This window comes from Bacteroidia bacterium (assembly GCA_040880525.1).
Classification (GTDB): Bacteria; Bacteroidota; Bacteroidia; order CAILMK01; family JBBDIG01; genus JBBDIG01.
In genome coordinates, this window is sequence record JBBDIG010000016.1 from 61,709 (window position 1) to 79,620 (window position 17,912).

Genomic DNA, 17,912 nt, shown 5'->3' on the forward strand with positions numbered 1-17,912 from the left:
AAACAATAAAACCTTTGGATTTGCGCTGGCTTGCAGGCTGGTGAGCCGCAATCTGCTGAATCAAGCCTTCGGGTATTGTCCGCATTTTGCCTGACTTTTGCACCCTTGCGAAGCAAATTCGTGTCTATACAACAATTCATTTTTCGTTTCTGAAAATCAACATATTATGACGACTGCTCAAACCGCGATTCCACTTACCATTTACGCTGAAGCAACGCCCAATCCTGAGACCCTCAAGTTTGTGCTCAACAAGCCTTTGGTAAAGAAAGGGATCTTTGAATTTGATAATAGTACCGAAGCCAAAAACTCTCCTTTGGCTGAAATGCTTTTCGGATTTTCATTCGTGAAAGGCGTTTTCATTATGAATAACTTCATCTCCGTTACCAAGGATCCCGCATATAAATGGGTGGACCTGATCCATACGCTGCGTCAAAGCATCAAAGATTTCGTGGAGGAAGGAACTGAGATCATCAGCCAGGAATATTTAGATGCGCAGGAAGCGACTGGCGAAGATGGAGCGGCAGACGAAGACAATGCTGTAGTTATGATCAAGCAAATCCTGAACAGCCAGGTTAAGCCCGCAGTGGAGATGGATGGGGGATTCATTGAATTTAAATCATTTGAAGAGGGAAAAGTGACGCTCATCCTGCGGGGTGCCTGTAGCGGCTGTCCGTCTTCTACCGTTACCCTGAAAGCAGGAATTGAAGGATTGCTGAAAAGATTTGTTCCCGAGGTAAAAGAAGTAGTGGCCGAGGCGATGTAATTGCCAAAAAAGTTCAGGTTCAGCTTTTCGTTGTATATTTCTGCGGTTTTAATGATCAGGGATTAGGCCCTCTTAGATAGTATTCATTTTAACAAATCATAATCATGAAGAAGATTAACCGCCTGCTGATGGCAGGGCTCCTGTTGCCTTTCGCACTTATGGCGAGCAACCTGCCGGAACATCATCATTCCCACGAAAACGAAAAGCCCCTGGCGGCTGAAGCTAGGGCCAATCCTGCAACCCAGGCGCTGCTGAGAAATGCTGCTCCCTGGCAAAAATTTGAGCAGCAGCATGGAAACTGGAATGTTGTGTTCAATGAAACGACCGGCATCCCTTCCCGTGCTTTTGGCAGCCCTATAGCCGTGCCCCTGAATGCTGACAATGTAAGCCGTGCGCGCTACTTCCTCCGCAATGCTCTTTCTGATTATCCTGTTCCGGCAGATGATCTTGAACTGCGGAGCAATGTCAGCACATCAAAATATACGTATACCAAATTCTCCCAATATCATAAGGGATTGAAAATACTGAATAGCAACGCGCAGGTCAGATTCAATGCTGAAGGAAATGTTACGCTTTTCCAGCTTTCGGTTTATCCTGATGCTGATGCCGCAACCTCACCGGAGATATTGAAAGAAGCGGTTTCCGGCCACCTCGAAAAGTTCTTTGATCACCCGGTGAAACGCATTGAGGCGGATGATGAACTTGCATTTCTGGCAGTTCCGGGTAGCGAAGGAAACGATCTGAAATTGGTATACCAGCTAAAAGTGTATACGCAGGAATCAGGAAGGCCCGAGGGAGAATTCAAGGTTTTCCTGGATGCACAATCCGGAGCGGTACTTTACAGCCAGAGCCTGGTGCATAACGCGAATTCGTCAATGAACCTGACAGCAACGGTTCACGAAACGAATCCATTGCAGGCAGCGGCAGAATTCCCGGTTCCGCATGCAGAAGTGGAGATTAATGGAACCACATACCATACGGATGAGAATGGAAATCTGGATATTGACCTTTTCTCAGCTACACAAGCCACTATCAAGCTTTCGGGAAAATGGAGTACGGTTTACACCGGCAACAGCAGCAACACAGTTTCTTCCTTTACAACTACACTGCAACCAGGAACCAACGCTATTTCTTTTGACAGCGATGCCTCTCTGAGAGAGCTTTCTGCTTATTACCACGTCAATAAGATCCATGATTTTCTGAAGCTAAGCATTCCTGCTTTTGACGGTATGGATTTCTCGCTCGCAACCAGGGTAGACCGTACAGATGGAAGTTGCAATGCATTTTATAACGGAAGTTCTATCAATTTCTACACTCCGGGAAATGGCTGTCAGGCATTTTCGCTGCTGGCAGATGTAGTTTATCATGAATATGGTCATGCCATTAATTACGAGTTTTACGACTGGTTAGGCGAAGACTTTGAGAACAGGGCATTGGGAGAAGGATATTCTGATATCTGGGCCCTGGCGATTACCGGGGAAGCGGTTCTGGGCCTTGGCCGCAGCCTCACCAATAATAATTCCTATGTCCGGAGGTATGATGCTGATCCTAAAGTTTATCCCCAGGATTTAACAGGAGAAGTACATGACGATGGAGAGATAATAGCCGGTGCCTGGTGGGATCTGGGCGTAAACCTCAACTCGCTGGAAGATATGTTTGACATATTCCTGGAAGCCTATCATGCTACGCCCAATGCTTTTGCCGGGGATGAAGGACGGCTTTATCACGATATACTTATAGATGCACTGATGGCCGATGATGACGATGGTGATCTAACCAACGGCACACCCAATGAAATGGACATAATTGATGCTTTTGCCCGGCATGGTATCACGATGCTGGCCCTTGCAGAACTGGAACATAATGAGATGCAAAGGGTAGAAGCCAATACCGGAATTACGATCGAAGCCACACTTGAAACTGACTTTACCTCCTATGTGAAGGACCTGGAGGTATATTATTCGGTAGGCGATACCGGCAACTGGCAGGCGACTACAATGACCAATACAAGTGGAAACTTTTATTCAGCGGCCATTCCTTCACAGTCCCAGGGAACTATAGTAAATTATTACCTGCGCCTCCGGGATACTTATGACAATGTAACACAAGTGCTTCCCGCTGAAGCAGATCTTGCAAACTCCAATATTCCCTATCAGATACTGGTGGGATACAACCGATTCCATATTGAGGATTTTGATGAGAATGAAGGCTTTTGGATGATAGGGCAGCCGGAGGATAATGCCAGCACCGGAGAATGGGAAATCGGTTATCCGCAGGCATCCTATCTGAATGTGGGCAGCGCATCCCCAAGTTCACAGGTGCAAACCGGAGAAGATCACACCACAGGCTATGGGAGATGTGCCATAACGGGGAATTCGAGTACAGTTACCGCAGCAAGCGTTCATGATGTGGATAATGGTATTACCACGCTGATATCCCCGGTGTTTGACCTTTCGGAATATGATGATCCTGTGATCGGGTATCATCGCTGGTATACGAACCGGCAGGGCGCCAATCCCGGAAATGATTATTTTGAGGCAGCGATTAGCGATGATGGCGGATCAACCTGGAAGGATGTGGAGAATACAAATGTGCCAGACAAAAGCTGGAGACGCTACGCCTTTAAAGTCAAAGATTACATTGACGAGCTGGCCATTGTGCGCGTGCGGTTTATCGCGGCTGATAAATCAATTTCGGGTCCCAACAGCGGACAAAGCCTGGTGGAAGCTGCAATTGATGATCTGGAAATATTTGACACAAGGGTAAATACAGGTATTACCAGTCATTCTTCCGGAGATCTTGCGTTGCAGGTTTTTCCAAACCCTGCAACCGGTAACCTGCGCATCTCCTGCAACAGCGACATGAGCAAGGGAACCCTTCGATTCATCTCGGTTTCAGGCAAAATATTGGAGCAGATCCCTTTGGCTGAAAGCAATCCGGGTATACTCGAAATGAATGTTTCGCACCTGCCTGCCGGTCTCTATCTTGTAGAACTTTCTGATGGCACACATATTAAACGGGTAAAATTATCCGTAGTAAAATAATAATTATTAAATAAATAAAAAGAGGGGTTTTCAAAAAATGAGAGTCCCTTTTTTTATTTCCTCTATCCGGGCCGAACGAAGAAATGTAGTTTCAGCAATTGCAAGTTTAAATTGAAAATCCTATTTTATTTTCCGGTTTATTATTTTTTATTTGCGTGCTTTAAAAATCACTCAATATTTCCTGCGGAAAGCAGAGCGATGGCCGGAAGACGATTTTTTTTTGACAACTTGATAAGTACCTGCGAATGCACGGAAAAGCACCAGAATCACACAGGTGTTTTTCTTTATTTTTGCCGGTCTTTTTGAAAATATCATAATGAAGCGTGGACTCACTCAACGTATAAGTGAATTACAGGAAGCGGAAACGCTGAAGATGGCGCGCATGTGCCGTGAACTTCAGGAGGGCGGTAGCAAAGTGATCAGCCTGAGCCTGGGGGAGCCTGATTTCGCTACTCCGGAACATATCCGGGAAGCGGCCATTCAGGCCATTCGCGATGGATACAGCAGCTACCCGCCCGTTCCCGGATATTCTGACCTGCGCGAGGCCATAGCGGCTAAATTCAGGCGCGATAATAATTTGGATTATGGGGCATCGCAGGTAATGGTGAGCACAGGCGCAAAGCAATCTTTGATGAACCTGCTTCTGGCGCTGGTGGAGAAAGGGGATGAGGTGATTCTGCCCGCTCCATATTGGGTCAGTTATCCGCAGATGGTGCAGTTTGCGCAGGCCACGGTTGTTCCCCTCAACACTAGCATTGAGAACGATTATAAAATAACACCGGAGCAACTTGAGGCAGCCATCACTGACAAGACCCGTGTATTTCTTTTTAATTCACCATGCAATCCGACAGGGAGTGTTTATTCAGAGGCAGAGCAGCGCGCGTTGGGAGAAGTGCTGGCAAGGCATCCGGAGGTGCAGATCATTTCAGACGAGATTTACGAATACATTACTTACGGAGAAAAGCATTTTTCGCTGGCGCAAATTCCTGAGCTGAATGAGCGAACTACGGTGGTAAATGGCGTCTCCAAAGGATTTGCAATGACCGGCTGGCGGATAGGCTACATGGCCGGCCCCGAATGGCTCATCAAGGGTTGCGAGAAACTCCAGGGGCAATTCACCTCAGGGGCATGTTCTATCTCGCAACGGGCCACGCTTGCCGCGCTCACCAGCTCCCTGGAACCAACCCGCCAAATGGCCACGAGCTTTGCGAAACGCAAAAAGCTTGTTGTCGAAAAGCTGAGCCAGATAAACGGCATTAAAGCCAACGATCCCAAAGGCGCATTTTATATTTTTCCCGAAATAAAACATTACTTCGGAACCCATACCAACAACCAGAGAATCCAGACCAGCAGCGAACTGTGCATGTATCTGCTTCAGGATGCGCACGTATCGCTGGTAGCCGGAGAGGCTTTTGGCAGCCCCAACTGCATCCGCCTTTCCTTCGCTGCCTCAGAAACCGACCTTATTACAGGTTTGGAAAACATCAAAAATTCACTTGATAAACTGGAGGTATGATTACAATGAAAGAACGGCTGGACGAAAAGAAGCTCAACTCAATTTTCGAAGATTTTACAACCAAGCGCGTGCTCATCGTGGGAGATGTGATGTTGGATGCTTACTGGTGGGGAAACGTAAACCGAATTTCTCCGGAAGCTCCGGTTCCCATAGTGCTGGTAAAGAAGAAAGAACACCGGCTGGGCGGAGCAGCCAACGTAGCGCTTAATGTAAAAGAACTCGGTGGGAACCCAGTACTTTGTTCGGTAATAGGTAAGGACTATGATGGCGGACACCTCACTGACTTGCTGGAATTGAGAGGTATTTCATCAGATAATCTCATCAGGTCTAAAGATCGTCCTACCACGGTGAAAACACGGATCCTGGGGAATAACCACCAGTTGCTGCGTGTGGACAATGAACTGGATTTGCCGCTCACAGAAAAGGACAAGCAGCACCTGGAAAAAATGGTGGATGACCTCCTGACCAATATTGATGTCGTGGTATTTGAAGATTATGACAAGGGTCTTCTTGCGCCAGGTATCATTAGTTTCATTACAGGCCAGGCACGTAAACTGAACATCCCGATCGTAGTGGATCCAAAGAAGAGCAACTTCAACGAGTACCATCATGCTACGCTGTTTAAGCCCAACTTCAAGGAGCTTACTGATGGGCTGAAGCTGGATGTCTCGCGTGAGTTTAATATTGATGAGGTGCGTGAAGCTGCGCGGGTGTTGCGCAAGCGGCTTTCACTGGATATGGCGATGATCACACTGTCAGAGCATGGCGTCTTCATCATGTCAGAAACCGAGGAGCACCTCATACCCGCGCATTACCGCGACATATATGATGTTTCAGGAGCCGGAGATACCGTAAGCAGTGTAGCAGCCCTTGCCCTGGCTTGCGGCCTTTCACCTTACGTGCTGGCCGAATTATCCAATCTGGCCGGAGGCATCGTCTGCGAACATGTAGGCGTAGTCCCCATCCAAAAGGAAAAACTGTTGGAGGAAAGCATCAAGGTTTTTGGGTAGAGAAGGAATAAGCGAAATACTAATAACGGATACTAATTCGGCCAATGGAAAATTGGCCAGGTTGTAAAAAACCGTTGAAACGGTTGTTGTCTTATTTTCAATTGCCCTCCGGTTGAAACCGGAGGCTATGTGCTCGTGTTTTTTCAATTGCTCCCGGTTTCAACCCTATCGTGTGGACACATCTTTTTAACATAACTTTATGCAGAAGAGAGAATTTACAAAATTAAAAGACCATCGCTTAGAAGAAAGAGGCAACCGGATCTTGGGAGATTTATTCTGGAAAAGCATTCATTCTATCCGGCAGCTTACAAAAAATGATGCAGATGCAGATGCAAAAGGATTTTATCGCTTTTTGCAAAACGACAGAGTAAGAGTTTTATTAAAATAGAACCTGTCAAGGATGATAGCCTGATCCAAACGAACAACTATTTTGTGGATATTTAAGTGATGATGCCCCGTTCCATTTTGGGTCAAGGGGAGCTGGGGAATGACGTTTTATTCCTTTAATTCTCTGAAAGTTCCTCTGTTTATCCAAATTTTCGGTGCGTGGCTACGTTTTACAAAACGTTTGAAATGGTTGTTCTCCGAAGTAACCCTGGTTTAAACCGGGGTAATGCAAGCAAAATCCATTAATGGCTTAGCTATTATGATTTGCCCATTTCCATGTTGGATTTTGTTTAGATTATTAAGGAGCACTATTTAATATCACTACCCGCTTCTGAATAACACCTTCATCAGCCATCACTTTTACCAAATAAACTCCTGCCGCAAGATTCGAAGTATTGAGGACTTCCTTACCCTCCACCGTGAAGTCTGCACTCCTTAACTTTTTAACAAGCATTGTCCTTCCCCGCAAGTCGAGGATTTGAATCTCATTTACATGAAGTCCGGTGAAGTTTACGCTAACCTCATCTTTGGTAGGATTAGGATAAATAACCACACGGTTATAAATATATGTTTTGGCTATGCCAGTAACAAACCGGATAGAATCACCTTCTAAATTATACGGTAAAGGAGTTTCTGTAGCATTTATTAGCAGTACATCTTTTAGTTCGACCTTCAGGTGCGAAAGTGCTGTTTGTGGTAGCGGATCTTTTAGACGGAACTGGATCACACCTATTTTTCCAGAACCGGATACATTGCTGTGATTGATTCTGCTAATGGCCGTTTCCACTTCACCGTTTCCATTAAAAGATTTGTTTAAGTAAATCAATTCACTTCCTACATTACCAAGCCAACTATTGTGATAATTCAGCATTAAGCTATTCGGCTCAATGAATTCTGCTGGTACAGATACAGTGTATGCAATTCCATATACATCTTCTGCTTCTTGAATATCTGAACCAAAGTGAATATCCGCTTTCATTAACATTCCGGCAGTTAAGGAATCTTGTTGAAATTTTACTGACAGCACAGGATCATCCGGTCCTCCTAATTTGCTCAAACCCGTTTTATTATGGGTTTTATTATAATTAACTGAAACGGCTGTGGTATCAGCGGCAGATATAGTTCCACTACCATCGCAATCTGCATGTTTAATATTTGCTCCATTGGCAAGTGTATCGCTCCAGTCAGAGGCATGTTGTGCCGTCCAGGAAATTGAGCTATTGGCCCTGGTGGGGCCGGTTTTGCTGTATTGTGTGCCTATGGCGAGGATGTCAAAATTATTTGCCACTCCATCACTATTAGCATCTCCCGGCCAAACGCAGTCGCTGTCCAAAGTCAGGTTAACAGAAATTATGCTATCGCATCCTATAAAATTTGGAATTGTATCGGTGTAATTTCCTGTGGTTGTCCAAACATATTTTCCACTTGGGGAAACAAAGCTGTCGCAAACAACCGGGCTAATACTGCTGAAAGTGGAATTCGTTATTGTTAAATATAATTTGATGATGGAGTCACATCCAATGGCGTTTTGAAATACTGCCATCAGAGTGTCACTAGAATAATAGGTAATGCCTGTAACCGGCCAATATAAGCTATCACAGGCTACAGTGCTGTAACTATCTATGCTGCTATTGTTAATGGTTAGCCCAATGGTGATAATACTATCACAACCATAAAAATTTGGAATTGTATCGGTATAGCTACCATTGCTTTTCCAAATGTACCTGTTACTAGGGCTGATAAAACTATCACACACAACGGGATTAATGCTGTTATAGGAGCTTCTAATGGTAAGATTAATCGTTATCACGCTATCACAGCCCAAAGCATTTAGCAGTGTGTCGGTATATGTCCCGCTGCTATTCCAAATATACTTACTACTTGGACTAATAAAGCTGTCGCAAGCTGTGGGGTGTATTGCACTAGTAGTGCGAGGAATAATCGTAAGGTTCACAGAGATGACACTATCGCAACCCAAAGCATTTAGCAGTGTGTCGGTATATATCCCGCTGCTATTCCAGATATATTTATTGCTGGGGCTAATAAAGCTGTCGCAAAAGAAAATTTGTATACTGCTATCCGTAATTTGATTAATGGTTAGATTAACTGTTATAATGCTATCGCAACCAGATGAATTGAGTAAAGTATCAGAATAAACACCGCTGGTTGTCCAAATATATTCACCGCTTGGACTAATGAAACTGTCACAGCCATTCGCAAAAATGTTGTTTTGAGAAATTTCACAATTAGTGTATTTCGCGAGGAAAATGCTTGGATATACGTTTGGGGTAACAAAGTTTGCAATTCTTGGAGATGCGCTAAAATCAACGGTATGAGTAAATAGCCCTGTCAAATAAATAATGCCGGTATCCTGAACCACAATAGCTCTTGCTTCCTGATAACCGTAAATCACTCCAATTGGTTTAGCCCACATATAATTAGCGGCTGAGTCATATTTTGCAAAATACATGTCGTTATTCGATTTCGAGGTAATATAAGCATTATTTCCAGAAGGATCGAAATCCACGGTACCGCGAAACCCACCAGTTAAGTATATATTATCTTTTTGATCAGTGTATATGGCGTTATTGCTACTATGTATTTCCATGTGTTTACTACCTATATCCATTTCCATGTTTCTTCCCCATATATAATTCCCTGTACTATCATATTTAGCCATAAAATATGAGTAAAAGTAGCCGCCTGCAGGAGAATAGAAACTTGCAATTACAGGAGAAGGATCTATGTCAGTAGAATCAGTGAAATGTCCATATAAATAGATATCTCCGTTAATGCCAATAGTGGAACCTATTGCCTTATCATCTTTATCTCCACCCACAATCTTAGCCCAAAGGTATTTTCCTGCGGTATCATACTTAGTTATAAAAATGTCCTGGGCATTTGACGTAAACTGGGCTGAATTTACAGAAGGGTCAAAATCCAATGTTCCATTAAAAGTGCCAACTATATATATTCCAGAACTACAGTAGTACATTGAACGTATTTCCTCTTCACCCACTCCATTTAGTTGATGTGCCCATTGATACTGTCCCGAGGAGTTATACTTAGCTAAAAAAATATCAGCACCATTTCCAGTGGGTGCTGTCAAATTTGCCACGGCAGAAGAAGGGTCAAAGTCTTTTGTTCCCCTAAAGTTCCCTGCAACATAAATATTATTATCATCATCCATTGCGAAGCCTTGGGGCCGGTTATGGTTAGAGTAATCAGGCAAGTTTCCGCCTATTAATATGGACCAAATAAAATTTCCCGAAGTATCTAATTTTTTTATAAACATTCTTCGAGTATTATCAATGCTGTCGTGAAGATACCCACCCAGATATACATACCCGCTATCATCAAAAGCTATATTGACGACATAATCATTCCATATATTGCCCATTCTTTTCGCCCATAGCAATTCTCCTGATGAAGTATATTTACCGATATACGCATCATGCCTTCCCATTTGTGTTTCTTCGGACATAAGGTAATGCGTTTTTAAGGAGGGATCAAAATCAATCATTCCGCTAAATGCTCCGGCAATGTAAACATTTCCTTCTGCATCAGTTGCTAATGCATCCCCACTACTCTGGTTGTAACCGTACTCTTTGACACTCCATGCGGCTTCACATAATCCGTTTAAGGAATACTTCGCTACAAATGGGGAGAGTTGTTGTCCCTTTAACTGAACAAAATGAGCCGAATTATCAAATCTCATAGCTGCACCAAAACCGGTATAATACACGCTGTTTTTACCATTAAAAATAATAAACTGACCTACGTCATTTTTATCAGTTACCGGTCCTCTCATCCAAACGAATGCACCTGCGGAGTCATATTTAGCCAAGAATGTCCTTCCGCTTCCAAACATATGACTGGTAAGCGGAGCGGGGTCAAAATCAACCTTTCCACTTGATCTGCCTGTTATATAGTAACTCCCTATGTCGTCACTTGCTATGGACAATCCGGTAAGAGATATAGTTGATAATGAACTAATACTTCCAATTCTTTCAGCAAAAAAATAATTTCCAGCAGTATCATACTTCGCAAAAAACATATTCTGATTCCCCCATGAAGTGAGGAGGGCAGAGGCCCCTGAAGGATCAAAATCCGAAGTTCCCCCAAAGCCGCCTGTCATGTATATATAGCTTTCTCCATAGAAAGTAATAGAGTGGCTCGAATCTGCTCCGCTGCCGCCCATTTTTTTAGCCCATGTATAATTACCTGCAGTATCATATTTAGCCAAAAAAATATCGGTATTTCCTGAAGAAATAAGATTTGCTGTAGCTATTCCTGGATTGAAATCGGCCGTATCTTCAAAAACCCCTGTTAAATACAAGTACCCATTGGAGCCGTAAATCATGGAGTACGAAAGATCATTTCCCTGGCCCCCTATGCCTTTAGCCCATATTGAATTGCCTGATGTATCATATTTGGCTATAAAAAAATCTTTACCTCCGGCTGAACTAAGTCCTGAAGGGATTCCATTATTTACAAAAATCAAAGAATCACTAAAGTATCCTGAAAGATAAACATAACCATCATTGCCTATGACAATAGATTTCCCAACATCCTCACCAGTGCCTATGATGCTACTGGCCCAGATCAAGTTTCCCGAAGAATCATATTTGGCAACAAAAACATCTGAACCCGTTGATGCAACCATGCTTATCGAATTGTAAGGATAGTCGAAATAAGCAGTATCTTGAAAAGACCCGGTTACATAGATATTATCTGCATTATCTATAGCTATTGCCAACCCCTCGTCATCAAACTTGCCTCCTAAACTTTGTGACCAAATATGATTGCCAACAGAATCATATTTGATAAGAAAGACATCATTCATCCCAACTGAAATAAGTGGATCTACAGGGGTAGTGGTTCCAAAACTTACGGTACTCTCAAATTTTCCTGTTATAAAAATATTACCGGAGTGGTCATTTGCTATGCAATAGCTTTTTTCATTTGTGTTTCCCGCATCTCCAAGCCCGATTGCCCAGCGATTACTCACCTCTTGAGCCGAGGCTGAAAATGTGAAAAGTAAGGTTATAAGTAAGTTAATGCAAGAAGGTAATAAGTTTTTCATTTTTTGATTTCTTAGGGTAATTTGATTTGACGCAGGCAGGTCAAGTTCAACTTAGCAAAACTGCGTCTCAAAGAAACTGAAATTCTGTGACTATAAAGCAGAACTTCACATTTTTTGTGGGTTAAGTTTCTCGTGGAACCAACAGTTGAGCAGTTTTATGAGTTTCGCGACAGATTAGCGGTGAGCCGTATTTAGTTTCACCACTCGCCTCTGAATAACTCCCTCTTCAGCTATAATTTTTACGAGATAAACTCCTGCCGCAAGATTCGAAGTATTGAGGACTTCCTTACCCTCCACCGTGAAGTCTGCACTCCTTAACTTTTTAACAAGCATTGTCCTTCCCCGCAAGTCGAGGATTTGAATCTCATTTACATGAAGTCCGGTGAAGTTTACGCTAACCTCATCTTTGGTAGGATTAGGATAAATAACCACACGGTTATAAATATATGTTTTGGCTATGCCAGTAACAAACCGGATAGAATCACCTTCTAAATTATACGGTAAAGGAGTTTCTGTAGCATTTATTAGCAGTACATCTTTTAGTTCGACCTTCAGGTGCGAAAGTGCTGTTTGTGGTAGCGGATCTTTTAGACGGAACTGGATCACACCTATTTTTCCAGAACCGGATACATTGCTGTGATTGATTCTGCTAATACCCGTTTCCACTTCACTATTTGCGTCAAAGTATTTGGTTAGAGAAATCAATTCACTTCCAACGTTTCCAAGCCAACTATTCTGATAAAACAACAGGAAACTATTCGGCACAATGAATTCTTCAGTTACCGATACCGTATATGCAATTCCATAAATATCTTCTGCTTCAAGAATGTCTGACCCTAAGTGAATCTCGGCAGTCATTAGCGCTCCGGCTGTCAATGAATCTTGTTGAAACTTTACCGTCAGCAGAGGATCATCAGGGCCTCCGAGTTTGCTCAATCCCCTTTTGTTATGCGATTTGTTATAGTTAACTGAAACAGCAATGGTGTCAGAGGCAGATATAGTTGCATCACCATCGCAGTCTGCATGTTTAATGTTAGTTCCATTAGCCAAAGTATCACTCCAGTCAGGGGCATGTTGTGCAGCCCAGGAAATGGATGCATTAGTCCGGGCAGGGCCGGTTTTGCTGTATTGGGTACCTATAGTAAGGATGTCAAAATTATTTGCCACTCCATCACTATTAGCATCTCCTGGCCACACGCAATCATTGTCCAATGTCAGATTTACAGTTATCACACTATCACAACCTGTAGCATTAGGGATTGTATCCATGTAAGTTCCATTGCTAGTCCAAATATATCGTCCACTTGGCGAAGCAAAGCTGTCACAAACAACCGTGTTAATACTGCTGAAAGTAGATTTTTTTACTGTTAGGAATAATTTGATTATAGAATCGCAACCTGTAGCGTTTTTTAATACAGCGGATAAAGTATCACTTGCGGAATAGGTGATGCCGGTAACCGGCCAGAAAAAGCTATCGCAGGCGGAGGTGTTGAAAGTATCCATGCTGCTGGTATTAATGGCTAACCCTATTGCTATTATACTATCGCATCCTTGAGCATTTGGAATAGTGTCAGTATAATTTCCGCTGCTTTTCCAAGTAAATCTACCGCTAGGGCTAATGAAACTGTCACATGCCATAGGGCTTATGTTGCTATAGGAAATGCTCTTAACAGCGAGCATTACAACTAACACACTATCGCAACCCATTGAGTTTTGCAGCGTATCTGAATATGTGCCACTTTGATTCCATACATATCGTCCGCTTGGGGAAACAACACTATCACAAGTTGAAATAAAAATGTTGCTATCTGTAGTTCGATTAATGGTTAGATTAACTGTTATTATACTGTCACAACCCCATGAACTGAGCAGCGTGTCCGAATAAATACCATTCGTTTTCCATACGTATTTTCCGGAGGGACTAACAAAGCTATCGCAAGTTGTAGGGCTTATTGCATTTGTGTCATGAGGAATAATTGTAAGATGGACTGTTATTACACTGTCGCAGCCCACAGCATTTTGGAGTGTGTCAGAATATAATCCAGTAGCTGTCCAAATATATTTATTACTTGGACTAATAAAACTATCGCAACCCATAACCATAATATCAGCATACGTCCCGCAATTCGTATAATGAGCAACGAACATTGATCCATCAAAGACGTAGGCAGTGCTCGGTGAGGGATCAAAATCAACTGTGTCAGCACCAAGGCCGTTAAGAATACCAGTAATAGAGACATCGTTCTGGCTATTAAGAGAAAGGGTAGTTCCACGGCTGGCGTTCGGGCCGCTCATGATTTTTACCCACAGATAATTACCAGAGGAATTATACTTGGCTAAATATATGTCTGCATATCCCCCCTTTGAACTAAAAATTGCACTATCTCCTGAAGGGTCAAAATCCACCGTCCCTTCAATTCCACTCGTTATAAAAATATTATCCATCGCATCCGTTTTTAAACCATTATTAACATAGCCTAAACCCATGCTTTTACCCCATTGGTAGGTGCCCGTGCTATCATATTTGGCTAAAAAAGCGGAACCGCCAGGAGCATATAAAGGGGCAATGGCTGGTGAGGGATCCAAATCAGTGGAGTCTATAAAAACGCCATACATATAAATATCACTGTTTACTCCCAGTGCTGTAGCAAATAAGTCATCCATATTTACCCCTCCAATAGTTTTTACCCATTTATAATTTCCTGATTTGTCATATTTCGCAATAAAGATGTCCAGAGAATTTGCTGTGTCACGGGCCGTATTTGCGGACGGATCAAAATCGATAGATCCAGAATAATCTCCAGTTAAATAGATACCAGAGCTATCGGCCATAAGTGTTTGTAAGTATATTCTATTATTTCCTATCTGCCGCGCCCATTGATATTGCCCTTGATTGTTATACTTAGCAAAAAAAAGTGCCCTCCCCCCCCATGCTGTTAAATTTGCGGTGGCAAAAGAAGGGTCAAAATCCTTAGTATTGATAAATTCATCTGAAATGTAAAGGTCATTATTTTCATCAATAACAAAACCTAGTATTCGTCTCGTGTATCCTAATCCAGCACTCCCTCCTAATTTTATTGACCATTTATAATTACCGGAAGAATCAAATTTTGTTATAAAAACCTTATCACCGCCATCCGCGGTCATGGTATCTAAGGCCGGTGAGGGATCAAAATCTACGGTATCTTCAAAACATCCTGCTATATACACATTACCGCTATCATCAAGCTGCACATTGACGGCATAGTCTGCCCTAATGCCGCCCATGCTTGCTGCCCATTTAAGTTGTCCTCTTGAATCATATTTTGCCAGAAAGGCGTCAGCTGCGCCTTTTGAAAAAAGGTTATATCTCTCAACAGATGGGTCAAAGTCAACTGTTCCTGAAAATTCTCCGGCAACATAAACATTTCCTTGTGTGTCACTTATTATCGCCCGCCCTACACTTGCATCTCCAGTGTGCTCTTCTACGCCCCATGCGGAGTTAAAGTCTCCTGATGCTGAAGAACATTTCCCTACAAAAACTGAAGAAATTTTACCTCTTATAATACCAGCATTTGGAAAATATGCCGAGCCAGATTGGGTGCCAGTAATGAAAATCCTATCGGTACCATCAAAGGCTATGGATTGCTCGTATGTCGTACCGCCTTGATAAACAATACTTACCCATTGATATATTCCTGAAGAATCATATTTAGCAACAAAAACAGTTTCGTAGCCGGCTGCTGTGTGTATTGCTGTTCCAACAGAGGGGTCAAAATCAACCGTATTACCAAATCGCCCGATGATGTAAAAATTACCCACACTATCCGTAACAACATCTTGTCCTGAGCAATATGCATCGTTGCCTTCACCTACAGCCTTAGCGAGGACAAAGGCTCCAGATGTATCATATTTCGCCAGGAACATAAAGGAGTTCCAAAATTTATCAGAATAGACATATATATTAAAAGTATTAGGTGATGGATCAAAATCAACAGAATCTTGAAATTCACCTGTGACATATAAGTACTGACCATCAAATGCCAAGGACTCACCCTTCGCCTGAGAAGTTCCCCCAAGTCGTTTGGCCCACACATAGTTTCCGGCCGTGTCATACTTTGCCAAAAAAATATCAGTGCTGCCGGAAGCTGATAGATTAGCTGTCGTTGATCCCGGATCAAAATCAGTAATACCTTCAAAATACCCAGTTAGATATAGGTATCCTCTTGGGTCTACCACCATGGATTGGGCGAAATCGTCATTTGCCCCACCAATACCTTTGCTCCATATATAATTACCCGAAGTGTCATATTTAGCTATGAAAAAATCTATTCCTCCTGCTGATTTAATTTCAGCAGTGCTACCGGCAGGATTAAACATCAAAGAGTCTGTGAACGATCCTGAAATATAAAGGTCTCCGCTGTTTCCTACCACAATAGATTTCCCCATTCCTTCTCCTGGCCCTCTAATACTCCTGGCCCATTGATGTTGTCCAGAAGAATTATATTTAGCTATGAATACATCGGAACTATCAAACGAAGCCAGCTTCGCTGTGTCATAGGGAGTAGCAAAATCAGCAGTATCCTGAAAAAATCCGGTTACATATATATTATTAGCGCTATCCACGGCCAAAGCCATTCCGCGGTCATTCAGTCTGCCTCCCATGCTCTGAGTCCATAGACATTTGCCAGTTGAATCATATTTTACCAGAAAAACATCATACTCACCTGCTGAAATGACGGGATTTATTTCTCCAGTTGAAAAGCTAACTCTCCGATCAAATTCTCCGGTTATATAAACATTCCCATTGTGGTCAGTAACAACACTATGGGCTTTTTCACTTTCACTTCTTTCGTCTCCAAAACCGTGAGCCCAACTATAATCAACATCTTGGGCAAAGGCTGGAAAAGCGAAAATCAATGCAACCAGTGTGGTAATGCAGAAAGGTAATAGGGTTCTCAAAATATTGCTTTTTAGAGTTAAGGCTATCAGACCACTTTGTAAATAGTCAAAACAAAGATACTATTTGAAACACTTTGTTAGAGGCAACTCGAATTATTAAAGTGCTGCAAGGAAGATTACAAAATGGTTTCTCCTCCCAACTTTTTTGCTATCCATCCGAAAGCGGGATTAGTCTTCTGCCCAAATATTTAAGGGTGGCGATGCGATGCGCTTGCGGCCCATGCAGTGGCAACGTTTTTTGGAAGTGTTCACGCAGGTTGCTTTTCAAAGTTTAGCAGCCTGAATATGCATCCAATCGAAATTGCGTTGCTGGCCCAGGCTCACCCAACCTTCTTCTTCCCAGAATTTCCACCACATGGCGTATTCAGGTTTTGCGAATGAGGCCCGGTCGCGTCCCCATTTCAGTTGGTTTCTTTCCGGGTCGTAGTCTACTGCCATGCCCCAACTATGTGTAGAGTACCGCGAACCTCCGCGCATCTTTCTCACGTTGAGGCATCCTCCCCATAAATCTAACCGGAGCCGCTGGATTTCGTCCAGGCCGTAATGGTTGAACACCTTAGTGAGAACCCTGAGCATGCTATCATGCACTTTTTCATGGCAGGAAAAGCGATTGATCACCTTGCTCTTGTCCCACGCCAGTTTGTGCGGGTAAGGGACATTGATCGTGGTTTGCCTTTGACCCACCTGGCCATAGAAAGCAATTATTTCCGATTCAGGCGTCTGCTTCGGCCATTGATTGGGATTAACTTCAACCAACTCCTCCGGACGCCAAATCTCGGGTTCCTTATGCTCCACCAAAACCCTGATCAATGCATCGAGGGCAAATCGAGTTTGCGGCCCGAGGAATCCGTCAACAGGCCCTGCTTCAATATTGTGCTCGCGCGCCAACAATTGGATGAATCCCACTACTTTCCGCGCATTTGCCCAATCTCTGGGAAGATCAGGAATGTTGCTGAGCGCACTCATGGTTTTTGAGCCGAGCATACCGTCAACAGGCCCTGCATTGTACCCTTTCGCGTTTAGTTGCTGCTGTACGAACCTGATATCTTTTTTTGTAATGGCCATGGTTTTGAGAATTGGATGAAGTTCAAAGGTTGCTAAACTTGGGGGAATTGCAATGGTTGATGGGCTACCCCATTAGGAAACCCGCTTTATCTTTTAAATT

8 protein-coding genes are annotated in these 17,912 nt (G+C 43.1%); 5 read left to right on the plus strand and 3 right to left on the minus strand.

Features of this window, described 5'->3' with window-relative positions; translation table 11 throughout:
• Positions 1-166 precede the first annotated feature (166 nt).
• From WD077_03580 to WD077_03600, 5 genes are all read left to right on the plus strand, one after another.
• On the plus strand, positions 167-763 hold the full coding sequence (locus WD077_03580; GenBank protein MEX0966293.1) for a NifU family protein: 597 nt from the start codon (positions 167-169) through the stop codon (positions 761-763).
• Between the two features lie 104 nt (positions 764-867).
• A complete protein-coding gene (locus tag WD077_03585) occupies positions 868-3,807 on the plus strand; it encodes a T9SS type A sorting domain-containing protein (GenBank protein ID MEX0966294.1) in 2,940 nt (979 codons plus the stop codon).
• Between the two features lie 316 nt (positions 3,808-4,123).
• Positions 4,124-5,323, plus strand: coding sequence for a pyridoxal phosphate-dependent aminotransferase (locus WD077_03590; protein ID MEX0966295.1), 1,200 nt, complete (start codon positions 4,124-4,126; stop codon positions 5,321-5,323).
• A complete protein-coding gene (locus WD077_03595) occupies positions 5,320-6,333 on the plus strand; it encodes a bifunctional ADP-heptose synthase (protein MEX0966296.1) in 1,014 nt (337 codons plus the stop codon). Before WD077_03590 ends, WD077_03595 begins: the two co-directional genes overlap by 4 nt.
• A 199-nt stretch (positions 6,334-6,532) precedes the next feature.
• Complete coding sequence (locus tag WD077_03600) at positions 6,533-6,721, plus strand: transposase DNA-binding-containing protein (protein ID MEX0966297.1); 189 nt, start codon at positions 6,533-6,535, stop codon at positions 6,719-6,721.
• Between the two features lie 297 nt (positions 6,722-7,018).
• Here the strand turns inward: WD077_03600 and WD077_03605 are convergent, their stop codons facing one another.
• The 3 genes from WD077_03605 to WD077_03615 all read right to left on the minus strand — a co-directional run bounded on the left by WD077_03605 (position 7,019) and on the right by WD077_03615 (position 17,812).
• A complete protein-coding gene (locus WD077_03605; GenBank protein ID MEX0966298.1) occupies positions 7,019-11,806 on the minus strand; it encodes a T9SS type A sorting domain-containing protein in 4,788 nt (1,595 codons plus the stop codon).
• A gap of 174 nt (positions 11,807-11,980) precedes the next feature.
• A complete protein-coding gene (locus WD077_03610) occupies positions 11,981-16,747 on the minus strand; it encodes a T9SS type A sorting domain-containing protein (protein ID MEX0966299.1) in 4,767 nt (1,588 codons plus the stop codon).
• Between the two features lie 264 nt (positions 16,748-17,011).
• Positions 17,012-17,812 carry a M15 family metallopeptidase gene (locus WD077_03615; protein ID MEX0966300.1) on the minus strand — a complete coding sequence of 267 codons (801 nt, stop codon included), beginning with the start codon at positions 17,810-17,812 and terminating at the stop codon, positions 17,012-17,014.
• Positions 17,813-17,912: the final 100 nt, after the last annotated feature.